15 protein-coding genes are annotated in these 18,112 nt (G+C 52.4%); 7 read left to right on the forward strand and 8 right to left on the reverse strand.

The window, feature by feature from the left end:
- The first annotated feature begins 10 nt into the window (after window positions 1–10).
- The gene (locus CUZ56_RS14545) at window positions 11–1,366 is read left to right on the forward strand and encodes a cytochrome c (protein ID WP_204250925.1); all 1,356 of its coding nucleotides are present in this window, start codon (window positions 11–13) and stop codon (window positions 1,364–1,366) included.
- 91 nt (window positions 1,367–1,457) lie between these two features.
- Here the strand turns inward: CUZ56_RS14545 and CUZ56_RS14550 are convergent, their stop codons facing one another.
- Both CUZ56_RS14550 and ppc read right to left on the reverse strand, forming a co-directional pair.
- Window positions 1,458–2,408, reverse strand: a complete 951-nt coding sequence (locus CUZ56_RS14550) for a hypothetical protein (RefSeq protein WP_126981144.1) — start codon at window positions 2,406–2,408, stop codon at window positions 1,458–1,460.
- 75 nt (window positions 2,409–2,483) lie between these two features.
- Window positions 2,484–5,189 carry a phosphoenolpyruvate carboxylase gene (ppc, locus tag CUZ56_RS14555; RefSeq protein ID WP_126981145.1) on the reverse strand — a complete coding sequence of 902 codons (2,706 nt, stop codon included), beginning with the start codon at window positions 5,187–5,189 and terminating at the stop codon, window positions 2,484–2,486.
- Between the two features lie 342 nt (window positions 5,190–5,531).
- On the opposite strand from ppc, the gene pncB reads away from it, so the two are divergent.
- The 4 genes from pncB (at window position 5,532) to rmuC (ending at window position 10,847) form a co-directional block, all read left to right on the forward strand.
- Complete coding sequence (gene pncB, locus CUZ56_RS14560; RefSeq protein ID WP_126981146.1) at window positions 5,532–6,716, forward strand: nicotinate phosphoribosyltransferase; 1,185 nt, start codon at window positions 5,532–5,534, stop codon at window positions 6,714–6,716.
- 153 nt (window positions 6,717–6,869) lie between these two features.
- Window positions 6,870–8,300, forward strand: a complete 1,431-nt coding sequence (locus CUZ56_RS14565) for a sodium:proton antiporter (protein ID WP_126981147.1) — start codon at window positions 6,870–6,872, stop codon at window positions 8,298–8,300.
- Between the two features lie 3 nt (window positions 8,301–8,303).
- Complete coding sequence (locus tag CUZ56_RS14570; protein ID WP_239442594.1) at window positions 8,304–9,317, forward strand: 2-hydroxyacid dehydrogenase; 1,014 nt, start codon at window positions 8,304–8,306, stop codon at window positions 9,315–9,317.
- 108 nt (window positions 9,318–9,425) lie between these two features.
- A complete protein-coding gene (gene rmuC, locus CUZ56_RS14575) occupies window positions 9,426–10,847 on the forward strand; it encodes a DNA recombination protein RmuC (protein ID WP_239442606.1) in 1,422 nt (473 codons plus the stop codon).
- A 51-nt stretch (window positions 10,848–10,898) separates the two neighbouring features.
- Here the strand turns inward: rmuC and CUZ56_RS14580 are convergent, their stop codons facing one another.
- Window positions 10,899–11,510 carry a glutathione S-transferase gene (locus CUZ56_RS14580; protein ID WP_126981148.1) on the reverse strand — a complete coding sequence of 204 codons (612 nt, stop codon included), beginning with the start codon at window positions 11,508–11,510 and terminating at the stop codon, window positions 10,899–10,901.
- A 182-nt stretch (window positions 11,511–11,692) separates the two neighbouring features.
- Between CUZ56_RS14580 and nfsB the strand changes: the two genes are divergently transcribed.
- Window positions 11,693–12,337 (forward strand): oxygen-insensitive NAD(P)H nitroreductase, encoded by a 645-nt coding sequence (gene nfsB / locus CUZ56_RS14585; protein ID WP_126981149.1) that lies wholly within the window; start codon window positions 11,693–11,695, stop codon window positions 12,335–12,337.
- A gap of 75 nt (window positions 12,338–12,412) precedes the next feature.
- Here the strand turns inward: nfsB and CUZ56_RS14590 are convergent, their stop codons facing one another.
- The gene (locus CUZ56_RS14590; protein ID WP_126981150.1) at window positions 12,413–14,074 is read right to left on the reverse strand and encodes a GNAT family N-acetyltransferase; all 1,662 of its coding nucleotides are present in this window, start codon (window positions 14,072–14,074) and stop codon (window positions 12,413–12,415) included.
- A 386-nt stretch (window positions 14,075–14,460) separates the two neighbouring features.
- On the opposite strand from CUZ56_RS14590, the gene CUZ56_RS14595 reads away from it, so the two are divergent.
- On the forward strand, window positions 14,461–15,264 hold the full coding sequence (locus CUZ56_RS14595) for a hypothetical protein (RefSeq protein WP_126981151.1): 804 nt from the start codon (window positions 14,461–14,463) through the stop codon (window positions 15,262–15,264).
- 46 nt (window positions 15,265–15,310) lie between these two features.
- Here CUZ56_RS14595 and CUZ56_RS14600 read toward each other — a convergent pair whose 3' ends face one another.
- From CUZ56_RS14600 to CUZ56_RS14615, 4 genes are all read right to left on the reverse strand, one after another.
- On the reverse strand, window positions 15,311–15,715 hold the full coding sequence (locus CUZ56_RS14600) for a hypothetical protein (RefSeq protein WP_126981152.1): 405 nt from the start codon (window positions 15,713–15,715) through the stop codon (window positions 15,311–15,313).
- Window positions 15,693–16,472, reverse strand: a complete 780-nt coding sequence (locus CUZ56_RS14605) for a Pr6Pr family membrane protein (RefSeq protein ID WP_126981153.1) — start codon at window positions 16,470–16,472, stop codon at window positions 15,693–15,695. Before CUZ56_RS14605 ends, CUZ56_RS14600 begins: the two co-directional genes overlap by 23 nt.
- A gap of 2 nt (window positions 16,473–16,474) precedes the next feature.
- A complete protein-coding gene (locus tag CUZ56_RS14610) occupies window positions 16,475–17,230 on the reverse strand; it encodes a hypothetical protein (RefSeq protein ID WP_126981154.1) in 756 nt (251 codons plus the stop codon).
- 62 nt (window positions 17,231–17,292) lie between these two features.
- Window positions 17,293–18,012 carry a glutamine amidotransferase gene (locus CUZ56_RS14615; RefSeq protein WP_126981155.1) on the reverse strand — a complete coding sequence of 240 codons (720 nt, stop codon included), beginning with the start codon at window positions 18,010–18,012 and terminating at the stop codon, window positions 17,293–17,295.
- Window positions 18,013–18,112: the final 100 nt, after the last annotated feature.

The raw sequence follows: 18,112 nt of genomic DNA on the forward strand, positions 1-18,112 counted from the left end.
AGGCAGCATCATGATGAAAAAACTTAAATTACTGGTGCTTGCTCTGGTCTTGTTGTTGATTCTGGTGATGGTGTTTTTCAGCTACATCTATAAGGGAAACAGGTCTGCGCTGCAACCCACGTCTACGCTATCCCAGGAAGAGCTGATACAGCGTGGTGCCTATCTGGCCCGGGCCGGAGACTGCATTGCCTGCCATGTGGCCAAAGACGGGCAGCCGTTTGCCGGCGGTCTGGGTATTGCATCGCCTGTAGGCATGATTTATACCTCCAACATCACACCCGACAAGGAAACCGGCATCGGCAACTATACATTGCAGGATTTTGATAACGCGCTGCGTTATGGTGTACGCCAAAATGGCGACAGCATGTATCCGGCAATGCCTTTCCCTTCATTTGCCAAAACCAGCGATGAAGATGTGCAGGCGCTGTACGCCTATTTCATGCATGGTGTACAGCCGGTCTCAGCAGCCAACAGGGGTACGGATATTGTCTGGCCTTTATCCATGCGCTGGCCTTTGGCGGCGTGGCGCATGGTGTTTGCTCCAGAGGCCAAGCCTTTCACGCCTGCGCCAGGGCAAGATGCCATGACCGCCAGGGGTGCCTACCTGGTACAGGGGCTGGGCCACTGCGGTACCTGCCATACACCGCGTAACGGGCTGACGCTGGCAGAGCGGGCTTATTCGGATCAAAGCCCGTTGTATCTATCAGGCAGTGCAACGCCGATTGATGGCTGGGTGGCGATCAGCCTGCGCGGTGATCACCGCGATGGCCTGGGCAGCATGACCGAAGAAGAGCTGTTTGAACTGCTGAAAACAGGGCGCAACTCACATTCGGCTGTATTTGGCGGTATGGCCGATGTGGTCAATGACAGCCTGCAACACCTCAGTGACGACGATTTGCGCGCCATAGCGCATTATCTGAAAACACTGCCGGCAGCCAATAGCAGTGACCAGCCGTTTGTGTATGATGACAAGGTTGCGCAGGCATTGTCCAGCGGCGATGTCAGTCAGCGTGGCGCACAGGTATTTGTCGATAACTGTGCCGCATGCCACCGTACCACCGGCAAGGGGTATGAGCAGACATTCCCGGCACTGGCCGGTAACCCGGTGGTGCAGGGGGCAGATCCTTCGTCACTGATCAATATCGTGCTCAAAGGCGCTACGTTGGAAGGCACACAAGGTGCGCCAACCTCTTACACCATGCCTGCATTTGCATGGCGGCTGAGTGATCAGGAAGTGGCCGATGTGCTGACTTTCATTCGCAGCAGTTGGGGTAACCAGGCCGCTGCGGTTGATGCGGCAGAGGTCGGCAAGTACCGCAGTCAGTTACCTCCGGGGTCTGACAAACCTGTTCCTCTGACACCTTAAACTCATACTGTTTTGTTCTGAACAAAAAGGCTGCCACGGCAGCCTTTTTGAATTGTGAGATTGCCCAGGGCGTGTTAACAAGCCCCCATATTTAATACAGTTTGGCCGAGCCGATTTCCGTCAGAATAAATGGCCTGGCGCTGGTATGCTTGTCAATGGCTTCCTGCCAGTTCAACCAGCCACGGTAAGTCTGGCCATTGGCGGCGCGGCATTCCAGTTGGAGGGTCAGGGTTTCGGCATCAAAGTCGATGAGGTTGCAGACCTGGTTTTTAGGCATGGAAAATACCGATTTGGCTTCACTTGCCGGGCTGTCACGCAACGTCAGGCCGGATGTGAGTGCCTTGAACGTGATGGGCTCCAGCGCCCGGCTGGTGAGTTGCTGTTGAATGACTTTGCCCTCAGGAGAAAATGCGGTAAGCATTTGAGTAACTCCCCAGGGCAGATCCGTGTAGGGCAGGAGCGTTTCGGGCAGTTGCCGTTTCAGGCTGGCATACTGGCGGAAAATCCATAACCGGCCCTGGGCGTCAAACTGAAAATCTTCAAAATGGGTGGCATCGGCACCTTTGAGAATACAACTGCTGCGCAGTATTTTGGAGCCGTCTAATTGTTTAAAAATGAGCACGTTCATGAAACCATCACACAGCAGGTGAGTTTGAATGTCCTCCGGGATTTTCAGTAAAGCAAAATGCTTTTCGGCTGGCTGATACAGGTAAATCTGGTCGTATGTGTTAAGCCCCTGGGTGCGGGCAACGTGCAAGTCAGTATGGCCGTCAAAGTTGAAATCGTCTACCTCAAGCTGGTCGATACGGCCCAGTATCAAAATGCTGCCATCGGGCTGCAATAGCTGGTAGTTATTCAGTTCATCGAGTTTTTGCACCTCAGCCGTCACACCATTTTCAGGGGTCAGAGTGGTGGGCTCTGCAGGTTTGGCGTGTGAGGGTTGCAACAGCAGGCAGGCAAAAGCCAGCAGCAGGCTGGTCTGTAACCAGGCTAGGCGTCTGAATGTGCTGTACCGCGAATAAAGTCTGTCTGAACCGGGCATAGATGACATTTGAAAAGTTAACGACAATGTTGTGATCGTACCATGCTTGATTCCAACACCTGTGCAGCCCCGGTTTTAGCCGGTATTGCGCAGGCCTTGTGCAATGCCGTTGATGGTGGCGTGAATTTGGCCCAATATCTCTTCATTTTGGGGCTCTTGTTTCAACCGTTTGAGCAGTTCGACCTGCAGCCAGTTCAGCGTGTTCAGGTAAGGCAGGCGCAATGCCAATGAACGGGAGAGCGTTCTGTTGTCCTGCAAAATATCCTGTGTTTGTATGATGCTCAGCAAGGCATTGCGGCTCAGTTCAAATTCCTGCTTCAGTCTGGCAAAAATGGCTTGTGCCTTGGCCGGGTTGTCGCTCAAACTGACATAAGCCTGCGCGATATGCAGGTCCACCTTGGCAAGCACCTGCTCCATATTGGACAGCATGGCTTGAAAGAAAGGGCTGGACTGGTAGATTTTCTGAAGCTGCGACAGGGCAGATGCATCTGTTTGTTGCAGCGCATGGATTGCGCTGCCAAAACCGTACCATGCCGGCAGCATCAGTCGCGTCTGGGTCCATGAGAAAACCCAGGGTATGGCGCGCAAATCCTGAATGCGTGCCAGTGTTTTGCGGCTGGCCGGGCGTGAACCGATGTTCATGCTGGCAATCTGTTCAATCGGGGTGGTCTGTAAAAAGAAGTCAATGAAGTCTGCATGCGTGATCAATGCCCGGTATTCTGCAAAAGCATGGTCTGATAGCTTTTGCATCAGGCCGTGATCGGGGTCTTTTTCCACATGCGGGAGCAACGTGCTTTCCAGCGTTGCGGCAACCAGGGTTTCCAGATTGCGCTGCGCATTGTTGGGGTCGGCATATTTGAAGGTGATGACTTCGCCTTGTTCTGTGATACGGATCTGCCCGTTAACACTGCCCGCAGGCTGTGCCAGAATGGCTTCGTACGCCGGGCCGCCGCCGCGGCCCACGCTGCCGCCACGCCCGTGAAACAGGCGCAGGCGGACCTGGTGTTTCTGAGCCGACTTGACCAGTGCCTCTTCCGCCATGTACAGGAACCACTGGCTGGTGACGTAGCCGCCGTCTTTGTTGCTGTCGGAATAGCCCAGCATGATTTCCTGCGTTGCGTCCATGCTGTTCAGCAGGGCCAGGTACCAGGGTTCGGCCCATAGCGCATCCATGATGCCAGGGGCGTTTTGCAGGGCCTCGATGGTTTCAAACAGGGGCACAATGTGTATGCGTGACTGGGGCTGGTTTTCATCAGTTTCCAGCAAGCCGGTTTCTTTCAGAATCAGCGCCAGCGCCAGAATGTCGCTGATGTGGTCACAGTTGGAAATGATGCTTTGCTGAATGGCTTTGACGCCATACTGTTGCTGGATTTCCCGTGCTGCCTGGAAGATCATTAGCTCGTTGCGCACTTCTTTGGGGTAATGGGCAAAGTCTGAATACAAAGGGCGTTTGCTTTTGAGTTCGTGCAGCAGAACCTGGCATTTTTCTGCTTCATTGAGGGAAGCATAGTCTTCCAGCCCGGCATAAGCAAAAAGCGCAGCGACCACCTGTGTGTGCATCTGGGCGTGCTGGCGCAGGTCAACAGGCATCAGATAAAAACCAAACAGGTTGGCACAACGGATCAGCTTGGTGAGCCGGCCCTGAATGAGCGGGGCACTGCCGTTGTTGATGAGTGAGGCGCGGATCACTTCGAGGTCGTGCAGAAATTCCTGCACATGGTGGTAAGGGTCTCCCAGGCCGAATTTGGATGTGAGCTGGGCCCCCAGCTTTTCACCGGTGGCAATGATGCGCGAAAGGATCAGCGCAATGGCTTTGCGGTAAGGTTCTTCTTCCCGCGCAATGCTGGTATCCGGCGACCTTTTGGCCAGTGTCAGCAATGCATCATCCACCGTCACTTTACGGATAGAGACGGACAGCTCTTCATATAGGGATTTCAATTGCCCGCGGTAAAAATGGAACAGGGTCTGTGCCTGTTTTTGAAAAGCGGCTTTTAACGTATTGGCCGAAACAAACGGATTGCCATCGCGGTCACCACCAATCCAACTGCCGATGTGGATGATTTCGGGCAGTTTGATGGCCGGATCAATTTCTTTCAGGCCCCGTGCCAGTTTGCGGTAGAGTTTGGGCAGGGCTTCAAAAAAGCTCAAGGGAAAGTAGGCTATGCCATTGCTGATCTCGTTTTCAACCGTCAGCTTGAAGTGGCGGGTTTCATCGCTTTGCCACAGCGTCAGCAGCGCGGAAAGCAGCGTTTCTTCGATGTTATTTTTATCTTCAAGCTTTAATTCAGGCTGGCTGTAAACGCTGAGCAGGTGAGATACCTTGCGCAGTAAAGTCAGGGTTGTCTGCCTTTGTACCTCTGTGGGGTGTGCGGTCAGCACGGCACCAATTTGCGCATGGTCCAATACGTTCTGCAAAAGGGGTGTTGAAATGTGGCTGGTTTTAATTTTCTGCAACAGTTCTTCAATGCTGCCTTTGGAGGCGCTGGCACCTGTTGCTTCATAAGCGCGCCGCCGTCTTGCATGGTGAACATCCTCGGCAATGTTGAAGACCTGCGCATACAGGCCACACGAAGCGACCAGTTCCTGCGTTTCCTGCAGTGAAAGGCTGGATAGCAGCTCTGCTATTTTGGTGTCATGGTGTTCATCGCTGATCAATAACTGGAACGCCTGTAAAGACTGGGGGCTGATTTTTGCCTGCATAATGCGCTGCAAAATGCGGTTGAGCAATTCGATATCGTGCAGAAGCGGCGCATCTTTTTTGGAATCGAGAAGGTGACTCATAAATCCATGTCCCTGTTAGCAATGATCGGCAAACGAAGCGGTTCTTATTATTGAGCAACTGCAAAAACAAAGCACTTCACCGAGATAAACCCCCAGGCATGAGTGAGCCGGCAGTCGTTGAACCCTGGTCTGCCTGCTGGGAAAGGAGAGGAGAATATAGAAGAGGGGGGAGAAAGGCCATTGCCTCCTGTGGTCCAATTGGTTTGTATCAAGATAAAAACCAGGGGCAGGGTTATGATGCTGATATGCAAAAGGGTGGCCTGAACCAGCCCTGTGCGAATGCGGGTAATGCAGAACAGAAGCTGCATTGCACATCGTTGCTATAAGCAGAGATTTCTGAATATGATTATTGACAGTTTACTGGACACCGACCTGTATAAATTCACCATGATGCAGGCGGTATTGCACCAGTTCCCAGGCGCCAAGGTTGAATACCGTTTCAAATGCCGTAACCCCGGGGTGCAGTTAGCCCCTTATGTGGATGAAATCCGTGCCCAGATTCAGCATTTATGCTCTTTGAAGTTCACTGATGATGAATTGAACTACCTGAGTAAACTGCGTTTCATTAAAAGCGACTTCATCGACTTTCTGGGGCTGTTTCACCTGAATGAAAAATACATTCAGGTCAAGCCGCTGGCCAATGGGGAGATCGATATCTCCATCGCTGGGCCCTGGCTGCATACCATTCCGTTTGAGATACCAGTGCTGGCCATTGTCAATGAAACTTATTTTCGCGCCACACAGTCGCAGCCGGATTATGCTGAAGGCATACGGCGCATGGATGCCAAGATACAGATGCTGACCGGCAAGGAGTTTGAGGACTGCCGGATTGCAGATTATGGAACACGGCGGCGGTTTTCGCGTGACTGGCAGAAGCGGGTTTTGGTGCATCTGCAAAATAAGTTGAATGGAAAAGGATGTGCGCACCTGGTGGGTACCAGCAATGTGCTGTATGCCTGGGAGCTGGGGCTCACACCTTTGGGAACCATGGCGCACGAGTACCTGCAGGCCTGTCAGGCGCTGGGGCCGCGCCTGCGTGATTCACAGATTTTTGGTTTTGAGTCGTGGTCGCGCGAGTACCGGGGCGACCTGGGGATTGCACTTTCAGACGTGTATGGCGTGAAGGCTTTTCTGCGTGATTTTGACCTGTATTTCTGTAAACTTTTTGATGGTGCCCGGCACGATTCGGGTGATCCGCTGGAATGGGGCGAGCTGATACTGAACCATTACAAGGCGCACCGGGTTGATCCGCGCACCAAGACGCTGATATTCAGCGATGGGCTGAATATTCCCCGCGTGATAGAGCTGTACCGGCGTTTTAACGGCCGCTGTGGTTTGTCTTTTGGCGTTGGCACCAATCTGACCAACGACCTGGGGTATGAGCCCCTGCAGATCGTCTTGAAGATGGTGCGCTGCAACGGGCAGCCGGTGGCCAAGGTTTCTGATTCGCCCAATAAAAGCATGTGCGATGACAAGGCCTACCTGGCGTATCTGCGGCAGGTTTTTGATCTGCCCGAGCCTGCCTAAAGCACGCCCTAAAATATTGTCGGGTTTGTCGCTGATCAGCGCATAAAGCCTGATAAATCTCTTCGTTACTTGATTGCAATTGATACTTTTTACCTAAAAAAAGATAGGATGCGTATTTAGAGATAAAAAGAGAATCGGCAGGAGATCAAAAGGATGAAGAAATTGAAATTCGGGGCATTCCTTACTGTGGTTTTGTTTTTATGTCCACAGGTCGCTTGGGGGGCTGTTCTGGATGGCAGTGAACTTTCGTTGTGGTGGGGTATTCCGTTTGCCGCAACACTGCTTTCCATCGCGATCGTACCGATTGTTGCACCGATTTTCTGGCATCATCATTACGGCAAAATTGCCATGCTGTGGGCACTGGTGTTTGTCGTGCCGTTTGCATTTATGTTCGGTTTTGAAGCTTTGTGGGTGAATTTTATTCATGCGCTGGTTGCCGAATATATTCCATTTATTCTGCTGCTGCTGGCTTTGTTCGTGGTTGCCGGAGGTATTTATATTCGGACGGATATACGCGCCACGCCTTTGGTCAATGTCGGCATATTGGGGCTGGGAGGCATACTGGCAAGCGTCATGGGCACCACAGGGGCTTCCATGCTGCTGATTCGCCCGTTGATCCGTGCCAACCAGCACCGCAAGCGTTGTGCCCATGCGGTGATATTTTTTATTTTTATTGTCTCCAATATTGGCGGTGCTTTGACACCGCTGGGCGATCCGCCTTTGTTCCTTGGATTTTTAAAAGGGATCAATTTTTTCTGGACGATACAGCACCTGTTGCCGCAAATGTTGTTTTTAATCGGGGCTCTGTTGGTCTTATTTTTCCTGCTAGATAACTGGATGCTTAAAAAAGAAATGGCCGAAGGTTCACTAGCTCCGAAAGCAGAGAGCAGTGTATCGGCAGAGAAGTTCTGCATTCAGGGTTATGCCAATTTTATTTTATTGATTGTTATTGTCTGCCTGGTATTGCTCAGCGGCATCTGGAAGCCTGGTATTGAGTTTGACATTGCCGGTACGGTATTGACCCTGCCCAGTTTGGTACGGGACATCGGGCTGATTGCGGTGGTGATTGTGTCTTTGAGAATCACGGCAAGAAGTGTGCGGCGATCCAACCAGTTCACCTGGGGCCCTATCCTGGAAGTGGCCAAACTGTTTGCCGGTATTTTCATGACCATTATCCCGGTGATTGCCATGCTGCGTGCCGGCCTCAATGGTCCTTTTGCCTCCATTGTGGCTTCTGTAACCAATGCGCAGGGTGAGCCGATTCCATTGATGTATTTCTGGGCAACGGGGTTGCTGAGTTCATTCCTGGATAATGCGCCAACCTATCTGGTCTTTTTCAATACGGCCAGCGGTGATCCGTCTGTACTGATGACCACGATGGCCGGTACTCTGGCTGCCATTTCTGCCGGTGCGGTTTTCATGGGAGCCAATACCTATATCGGCAATGCACCCAATTTGATGGTCAAAGCCATTGCGGAAGACCGGGGCGTGCGTATGCCCAGTTTCTTCGGTTATATGGCCTGGTCATTTGGCATTCTGGTGCCGTTGTTTACCATCATTTCATTTGTCTGGTATTGCGCTTAAAGTATGTCGGAAAATAGCTCTCCCCTGACTGTGCCGCGGCGTATCGTCGTTTCGTGTCGAATTTTTCCCGATCTGTTGCAACAGTTGCAGCAGCGCTATACCGTTGTGGATAACCAGGCCAACGCGCCCTGGTCGCAAGATGTGTTGCGCACGAGGATGAGCGATGCAGAAGGCGCTTTGTTGTCACCTTATGACAGGGTAGATGCCGCATTGCTCGAAAACTGCCCTGCGCTGAAAGCGGTGTGCAATATTGCTGTCGGGTACAACAACATTGATGTGGCCGCCTGTACGCAGCGGGGCATTGTATGTACCAATACCCCTGATGTGCTGACTGAAACCACAGCGGACTTTGGCTTTTTGTTGATGATGGCTGCGGCCAGGCGGCTCAGTGAAACCGAACGGTTTTTGCGTGCAGGGAAATGGCAGTTGCCTTTTCCGCTGGACGCCATGACAGGAGCTGATATTCATGGCGCCACACTGGGGGTCATTGGCATGGGGCGCATCGGGCAGGCGATTGCACGGCGTGGCGTACATGGGTTTGGCATGCAACTGGTTTACCATAACCGTTCCCGGCTGGAGGCAGATATTGAAAAGGGGCTGCAAGCCCGATATGGCACGATGGAAGACGTGCTGCGCCAGGCTGACCATGTGGTGCTGGTATTGCCTTATACAAAAGATGTTTATCATCTGATCGGTGCCAGGGAACTGGCGCTGATGAAGCCAACGGCCACACTGACCAATGTTGCCCGTGGCGGCATCATTGATGAAAACGCACTGGCGGATGCATTAGAGGCACACCGAATTGCGGCGGCGGCCTTGGATGTCTATGAGGGTGAGCCGCAGATCAATCCGCGCTTGCTGGCACTCTCCAACATGGTTATGACGCCGCACATGGGCAGTGCCTCTAATGCAACCAGACGGGCCATGTGCCAATTGGCCTTTCGCAATCTGGACGCTATTTTCAATGGCCACAGGCCTGAAACGCTGATTAACCCCGAAGTGTATGGCAGCAGGTAAAATGGCTGCAGTGATCTTGCTGCCGTATATGCCGCTGGCACAGCACCAAGCAATGCAGGATTTATCCATGCATGCCATTCCGGGTTTTTATCAAAGGTAATCAACAAAGTGGACACACTCTACATTTTATGGGGGCTGATGGCTCTGGCAGGGTTGAGTCTGCTGCTGTTGCTGTGGCTGCTGGTGAAATCTACCAGACAGCCTACGCTGGAACAGTTGATGCAGTTGAGCCAGACGTCACAAGCCGAAAATGACCGGATACGGCAGGATCTGGGGCAACTGATTACAGAGTGCGCGCGCCTGGAGCGTGAGGAACTGGGACAGAATATGCAGCGCTTGATACAACAGATGGTGACGTATCAGGCAGAGGCTGCACGCAATCAGAGCGCCAGTTTTGAATCGGTCATTAACCAGATTGCGGCCGGGCAGAGAGCGTTGAGTGAAACACTCGCGCGGCAGTTTGAGCAAACGGTAGAAATGAATACCAAACGCATGCAGGATGTTCGTACCACACTGGATGAGCAGTTGCAGGAAGTGCGGCAGGTCATGACACAGCACCTGACGCAACTGCAGGCCAGCAACGAAACCAAGCTGGAGGAAATGCGCCGAACCGTTGATGAAAAGCTGCACGACACTTTGGAGAAGCGGGTTTCAGAGAGTTTTAAACAGGTGGCACAGCGGCTGGAGCAGGTCCACCGCGGACTGGGTGAAATGCAGCAACTGGCGCAAGGGGTGGGCGACCTGAAACACCTGCTGACCAATGTCAAAACCCGGGGCGTGTTTGGCGAGGTACAACTGGGCCAGTTGCTGGAACAGGTATTAACGCCGGAGCAGTATAAAGCGCAGGCCATGATCAAGCCCGGACAGCGCGATGCGGTGGATTTTGCCATTGCATTGCCTGGAAAAGGCGATGAAGACCAGCCGTGCTGGCTGCCGATAGATGCCAAGTTCCCGACGGAAGATTATGAGCGTTTGCTCTATGCGCAGCAACAGGCCGATGCTGTTGGCGCGGATGCTGCGGGCAAGGCGCTGGAGCAGCGCATCCGGCAGGAGGCCAAGAGCATTGCCGAAAAATACATTGCCGCGCCTTATACAACAGATTTCGCCATCATGTTTTTACCGACAGAGGGGTTGTATGCTGAGGTGCTGCGCCGTCCGGGGCTGATTGAAATGCTGCAACGCCAGCACCATGTCACCATTGCCGGGCCGACAACGTTGCTGGCGCTGCTCAACAGCCTGCAGATGGGGTTCAGGACGCTGGCGCTGGAGCAGCGCTCAGCCGAGGTCTGGAAAGTGCTGGGCGCTGTGAAGACCGAGTTTGGCAAATTTGGGGGCGTGCTGTCCAAAATGCACGACCAGTTGCAAACGGTTTCCAAAACCATTGATGCAGCCCAGACCCGGACCCGGGTGATGAACCGCGCTTTAAAACACGTGGAGGCATTGCCCGCAGAGCAGCTTCACCAGGTGCTGCCTGCTGGTGCAGATATGGTGGAAGAGGATAACGGCTTGCTGCCGGACGAGCCCCGCTGAGCCGTTAGTGGCAGAGAAAACGCTGAGAAGGATATACCGTATTGCTACCGCTCAGGTTTCCGTCTGCCAGTTTGCAGCGATGGCTGGCTGTTGGCTGAAGCCCTGATACCATTGGGCCAGGTGCGGATAACTCTGGCGCCAGTCAATTTCGGCATAGCGCAGGTCCAGATACCACAAGGCACAGGCTACGGCAATGCTGCCAATATCCGGTTGCTGGCCGAGCGTATCTGCCTGTGTTTCCAGCGCACGCAAGCCTGCGGACACTTTTTTCAGTTGTGAACTTTTCCAGGTGGGCCAGCGCAATTCCTCTGGCCTGACAATGTCTTCATAACGTGCCAGTACGCAGGCATCCATCATGCCGTCAGCCAATGACTGCATGCTCAGCGCCTGCCAGCGGGCTTGGCCGTCAGCGGGAAATAGCGGGCCCTGCACCAGGCTGTTCAGGTACTCGCAAATGACGCGGCTGTCGTATAAAGTGAGGCCGTCATCGGTCAGCAGTGCTGGAATTTTCCCTAACGGATTATGCTGAACCACCTGCACATCGCGTACAACAGGGTGTGCTTTGGCCGATACCAGTTCCAGCCGGTCCTGCAGTTTTAACGCAGCGGCACAGATCAGGCATTTGCGTACAAATGGAGACGTAGGGGCAAAAAACAGTTTCATGAAGAAAACTTTCAAAGGCAGTCTGAATGCAGTTTATGACGGATTTTAGCAGTACGCGTTTGCCTTGCATAAGGGGTGCGGCTGCATACGGTTATTGATATTGTTTGATAATTTGTGAAAAGAGCAGGCCGATTGTGGCCGCTTGTCGCCGATTGTCGCTTGGATTCTGAAGGAGAAAATAATTGGATATTAAAACACTGGCCAGCAGACGCTATACCGCCAAAGCTTATGACGCAACAAAAAAAATACCTCAGGATCAGTTTGAGCAATTGTGCACTTTATTGAGAAACTGCCCTTCTTCGGTGAATTCTCAGCCCTGGCATTTTGTTGTGGCCCACTCAGATGAGGCCAAAGCCAGAATTCTGCCTGGCATTGCTGAATTTAACCATGGGCGGGTGCGGGATGCGTCGCATGTTGTGATTTTTTGTGCCAAAACAGCCATAACAGATCAGTACCTGAAGGCGCTGATTGAACAGGAGCAAAAGGATGGGCGCATTGCAAATGAAGAAATGAAGCAGGGGCAGGACAAGGGGCGCAGGTATTTTGTCGGGCTGAATAATAAAACGCCGCAAGACCTGCTGGCCTGGGAAAGTAAGCAAATCTATATTGCGCTGGGTACTTTGTTGTTTGGGGCAGCCAGCCTCGGGATTGATTCGACACCGATTGAAGGTTTCGATGTGGCGAAGCTGGATGAGATTCTGGGTCTGCCGGCAAAAGGGCTGACCAGCGTTGTGGTGGCAAGCCTCGGCTACCACAGCAAAGAGGATTTTAATGCGGCATTGCCCAAATCGCGTTGGCCTGAAGAACAGATTTTCACGATTCTGTAATAACCATCGGGGTGCTCTGGCGGGCACCTTTGATTGATTACCGGATGCGGGCAAACGTGCCGGATTTAATGGCTGTTAATGCATTGCATTGACTGCCCGGTTGGCAGGCTGCCGGTTTTGCACAGGTGTTTTTTGCAGCCGGTGGCAGGCATTGCGAATCAACTGCATCAGTTTTTCCAACTGCGCCCTTGACGGATCGCCCAGCAGTGAGATCTGCAGCCAATGTCGCTCCCGCAGGTAGGCACTGCGGTAGCTTAACCAGCAGCCATGTAGTTCAAGCTCATATCCAATGGCTGTGGTCAGGCCAGGCTGGTCTGAAACAAGGGTGACGATGGCAGCGCAGGCTTCCTGCGGGGAGACCAGAGCAGACAGTCCGCAGCATTCCAGCTCCTGCCGCAGCCATGCCATGTTGTTTTGAATGCGTTCCATGCGCTCGGGCGTTGCCTGAGAAAGCGCAGTTAAAAATGCATTCATGAGGTTGGATGAGTGGGTATAAGGAACGCTGTGCTGGCATGCCCAGTTCCCCAGGTCGAGGTAGCCTGGCAGGGTTTGGGGCTGGGGGACTGGCGTATAGTCATGAAACACCACAGACAGGCCGGGGTAGCTGCCAAATCCTTTGCCACTGACGGCTGTAGCCAGGTAAACCGCGCTGAGGTCGACCGGTATGGCACCGACTGAACTGATGCAGTCCAGACACAGGTGCAGGCCATGCAGTGTGCATAAGGTTTTCAGTTCTGCAAAAGGGTTGAGCATGCCGGTAGAGGTTTCATGGTGCACCATCCAGACCCAGCCATCCTCCGGGAGCTGTGACAGCGCATACTTGATTTCATCCAGATTCATGCGTGTTCCCCACGCATATTGCAATGTATTGAACTTGAGCTGCGCACGGCGTGCATGGCCGATCAGGCGTTCGCCGAACTCGCCGTTTGAAACGATCAGGCCGGGAGTTTTTAAAAGAGAAAGCTGGGCAGCTACAACTTCATTACCCAGTGTCCCTGAGCCTAACAAAATCTGGGCATGGCGTGCGCCGGTGATCTGGCACAGCTTGTTACTGGCCTGTTTCAGCATGGACAGGAAGGTATCTGCCCGATGAGAAATGCAGGGGGCGGAAAATGCGTTCCTGACTTCGGAGGTCATCTGGACCGGCCCCGGTAAAAAATTCAGCCCATTGTGTGTTTCGGGCAGTTCACGTAATGTTTTGCGTAATGCCGCGCTTTTATCCATGATCTGCTGGTATGTTTCCAGGGTCAGGTACATGGGTTGGTATTGAGCGGCAGATGTGCCGATCAGCGGGCCAAACGGCAGAAAACCTAAGTGACGATACAGCTTTTGCTGGCGTGTTGTACCGGAGATCACGGCCAGGTCATAGCCTTGCTGCTGGCAGTGTTTGACAGCAAAGTCCAGCAGCGAGAGGAACACCGTTGTTTTGCGCATGTGAGGCTCTACTGCCAGCAGCCTGATTTCAACCGGCGCTCTGCCCGAAGGCAGGTACTGATCCAGGCTGGGCAATTTGGCATCCAGCGAGAACGGGCGTGTGCCGCGTACGGCAATCATGCCGATGAGCTGCTGTTTGTGCAAGGCAATAATATAGGTGTTTTCCGGATGAAACCGGTCAACCAGACGTTTTTCTGAATTGGGCGGATGCTGCGGTATTTCTTCTACAAATGTGCGGTAGTTCAAACGATGAATCTGTTCAAATTCCCATGTTTCACTGGCCAGCTTGATATGCAGTTCCATATTTCTACCTTATGACGCAAATCATTCCTTTGAGATGATAAATCACTGAGCGAGCACGATTATTTGGAACTACAGGTGCACTGTCTGCAATTTTCCAAAATGTATCATGATACGATACTTCAGGTACTGCAAATTGATACTTCAAAGCTGAATTACAAAAATGGCTGATTTTGATCAATAAAACAATGGCTTGCCAGGACAAACCGGGTCGGATTGTGAAGGGAAAACGACGTTGAAATGCGAGCAGGTAAGAGGGGGTTGAAAAAACAATCGTTGAACGGCTGCAACAGATTGTTTTTGGCAATGGGTAAAACATTAAAATAAAGGCCTTTTGAGCGATAATGGAAAACCTTGGGATTGGGTTGGCCCTGATATAAATAAAAAATATGAATACAGCGAAAGTCAAGGTAGCAGCGACATTGCTGTTGTGTGTCCTATTGTGTGCGTGTGATCAGCGCGCACCTTCCGTGCAGGAGAGCACACCTGTGGCGTCTCATACCACGTATGGCATGGAGGGTGTGGGCAGTTCTGGGCGCATGCTGCGAATAGATACTTCAGGTGCAGAAGCCTTGCCATATGCCGAGCAGAGCCAAGCATGGCAAAGCAGTGTCGACCAGTTGGTGCGAATCAGCAATAAAGTGATGGAAGCGCCCAATGCCAACTACAAGTTTGATGCCTGTTTTCTGCAGGATGACGACTGTGTGGCCCACAGCAGTGCATACCGTGATGTTTTCAGGGGCGTAACGTATTATTATGCGCCCAGCAGGCAAAGTATTGCCAAAAACAATGTGCTGTTTTATTTGAGCCTGAAAGACGGACAGCAGCCCCAGATTGTTATGCGTGTGATCTATTTTGGCGAGGACTGGCTGTATTTAAAGCACATTTCCTTGCTGGCAGATGGCAAGGTTGTTTACCAGCAGGATATATCTCCAGACCAATCCCAGCGGCAGGCGGTAACAGGCTCACAGTTGTATGAGTTTGGCGATATTTTGATGATTGATAACCGGGATGTGATCGAGCAGATTGCGAACGCGGGCGCGGTTGCTTTGAAGATGAGCGGCAAAGGCGGCGAGGCTTATCTGGATGAACGCATGCTGGTCAATATGCAGTTGCAGGCTGGAGAGATTCTGTTGATGTATGACCTGCTTGAAAACGCCATCGGCCAGCCAGCCAGCGACCTGACAATCTGACAACAGATGCTTGTGCAGAGGTGATGGTGATGGGGTGGGCCGCAAATTATTGCAGCCGGTAAAAAGAGCGTTCGATGACAGAGACAATGTCTGCAATGCTGATGAGAAAAACGCCCGCCTTGTTCTGGTCAAATTCGGCTTTCCATGTCTGATACCCTTGCTCGCCCGCCGGGCAGGGGTCTGTTGTTTCCACCAGATCGGTCAGGCTGGTAAGCAGCGTGGGCAAAGACACCGGCGCATGGTCTATCTGGGTGATACTTTCTCCCGTTTCAGGCGTGGGAATGTTGAGCCCCTGAATGGTGATGTGAAATATCTGGTCGTAGTTGGGGGCAGACTCTATGCGGTTAATGATGACGGTTGAGCTTTCTTCCCCCGCACGCGTGCGGTAATGCCAGACCTGACCGGGAGCCAGCATGCTGGAGATGTCTTCAATGTTTGGTTGGGTGTCCATAATCAGTGTGATCGTGTGAGTTTTCAGGGCTGCAAGTGGGGGAACGGTGCATTTTACTGAGTAATCGGTCAATTCCCCAATAAATATAGCCCAGTATCAACATGCCTGTTGCCATGAATACCACATTGATAGCAACAGCTCTTGCGCCCAAAGCATTGAAATCAATAAACGGATAGGGATATACCAGGCCAAATTCGGCATTTACGGGGCCGGTGAAGTGCACTTTCAGACAGATGAATGCAAAGTAAGCCAGCGGGATCAACAGCCACCACCAGGGGGTTGTGATGTGAAGGGTGCCCTTGCGGTCAAACAGCAGCCAGTCCAGAAACACCAGCAGCGGTGACCAGGTATGCAGCAGTGAAAAACTCAACAGGATGGATGGAGAAATAGAAGGAGAAAAAAAGACCTGCTCAGGAAGCTGCTCGATATAAGGAACCAGCAAAAGATGCCAGACGATACCGGTAATGGAAATGGCCCAGGTAAGGGCCACTTTGATCTGGTGTATTGAAAAACCAGCTCTTTCATGTGCCTGTGGCGGTACATGCGAAGGGCTGATGAGCAGCCGGAGATCGTTAACTGCCAACCCGATAAACAGCAACAGAACCAGTGCATTGGACTGCACGGTGTAAAAGGAGAGCTGCCATGACTGAAATGCGCCAAACGCACCATACAGTACCAGATAAAGGCCGTAACAGATCACCAGAATCACCGCACAGCGCAAGCCCAGTTGCAGCAGCTTTGTGCGCGTGCAGTTCATTTTCAGCGGCAGATGTTTTGAGGGCGCTCTGATGAGAGGCCGACAACACTGCTGTTTTGTGCCTTGTCAAGTGTCTCGAAGAGGTAGAAGTCTTCAAACTGGTAAGCCGCAGTGCAGTTTCTGGCACTTTGTGCCAACTGGTCCAGATAAGTAATTTGGTCCCTGACTTCGCTTATATCCATGTCGTCAGTCAGCACGCTTTTGAATGCGGCGGCGGCAACATTGTTCATCAGCCTGGGCTGTGCCTTGACATTGTTATTGTAAATATATACGGCCAGGATCTGGCTGCCGCGTGAATCCAGCTTGATTTCAAGGGTTGCCTGCTTGTTGATCTGGTGTACAAAAGTCTGCGAGCCCTGATCAAACTGAGGGTCTGCTGGCAGGTGCGTAATGGTACTGGACAGTGACATTTGCTCAAATGACTGATTGACTCTTTCGGCGTAGCGCGTCAGTGCCGTAGATGTGGTATCGCCCTGGTTGGGCTGGGGCATACTGACAGCAACGGAGGAGACGCTGTCTGTTGCTGAAGTGACCGTAGAATGTCCGGCCCGGTCGGGGTTAGAGGCATTCTGTTGCGTTTGCCAGAAAGTGATCAGGGAAGGAATGGCAAATGTGACGGCAACCACCACAACGATGATGGCGATGACAAATACCCCCTTCAGTCTGGTATGAGGTGGGGTCAGGTTGCCGCAGTAAGGGCAGGTCGATGTGTGATTATCGTATTCGTTTTGACAGCGCTTGCAGAAAACCAATGCCATAGTGATTTATCCTGTGAAGAATCATTGCGTCTATTGTATAAAGAGATTCAATGACAGTGTGATCAATTCTGGTGTGCGGTGAGGACTATGTCACAGAAATTCAGCAGAATCTGCCTGGAGAAAGGCGTTTGTGCAGCAATAGGCGTATGCTCTGCGCCATGGCCCGGTGCGCGTGCCAGGTCTTCGATGGATGCTCGCATGACGGCTTCGGAAAATTCCGGGTGGAACTGCACCGAGTAGGTGTTGGGGGCATAACGCAGAATCTGGTGCCGGTCCAGATCAGATGTTGCCAGACTGACAGCCCCTGCAGGCGGTTCCAATACACTTTGCTGATGCAGCAGGTACGCATCAAATGTTTGGGCGTGCTGGCTGAGCAAGGGGTCTGTTTGGGCAGTGGTATCCAGCGTGATGGTGCGGGTTCCAATTTCCAGTCCTTTGGGGTTATCGCCTATGGTCCCACCTAATGCATGTGCCATCAACTGGTGCCCATAACATACGCCAAATACCGGCAGTTGCGCCTGCATGGCGGTTCTGAACCACTGGGCCGTGTATTCGCTCCATCCTTCCTGGTCTGTCACCATGCTCCAGGACCCTGTGATGATGGCTCCGCCCAGGCTGGCAGGTTCTTGCAGCGTTTCCCCGAGATAGGGGCGGCAAACCGGGGTTGACATTTTGCCTGCCAAAGGTTGCAGCGCGCTGGTAAACCAGTCGGCATGGGAGCCGCATTTCTGGTGGACGGAAAGAGGCGGAACGCCCATTTCAATGATGAGAAGCGTTTTCATGATTTCTGCTGATTTTGAGTGCAGTTAAAACAACATGGCTATTCTTCTGAAACATGAGATTGTTTTTCGGCCAGGGCATAGAGGATTATTGGGTATAAAG

Source organism: Saezia sanguinis (assembly GCF_003991585.1).
Lineage (GTDB): Bacteria > Pseudomonadota > Gammaproteobacteria > Burkholderiales > Burkholderiaceae_C > Saezia > Saezia sanguinis.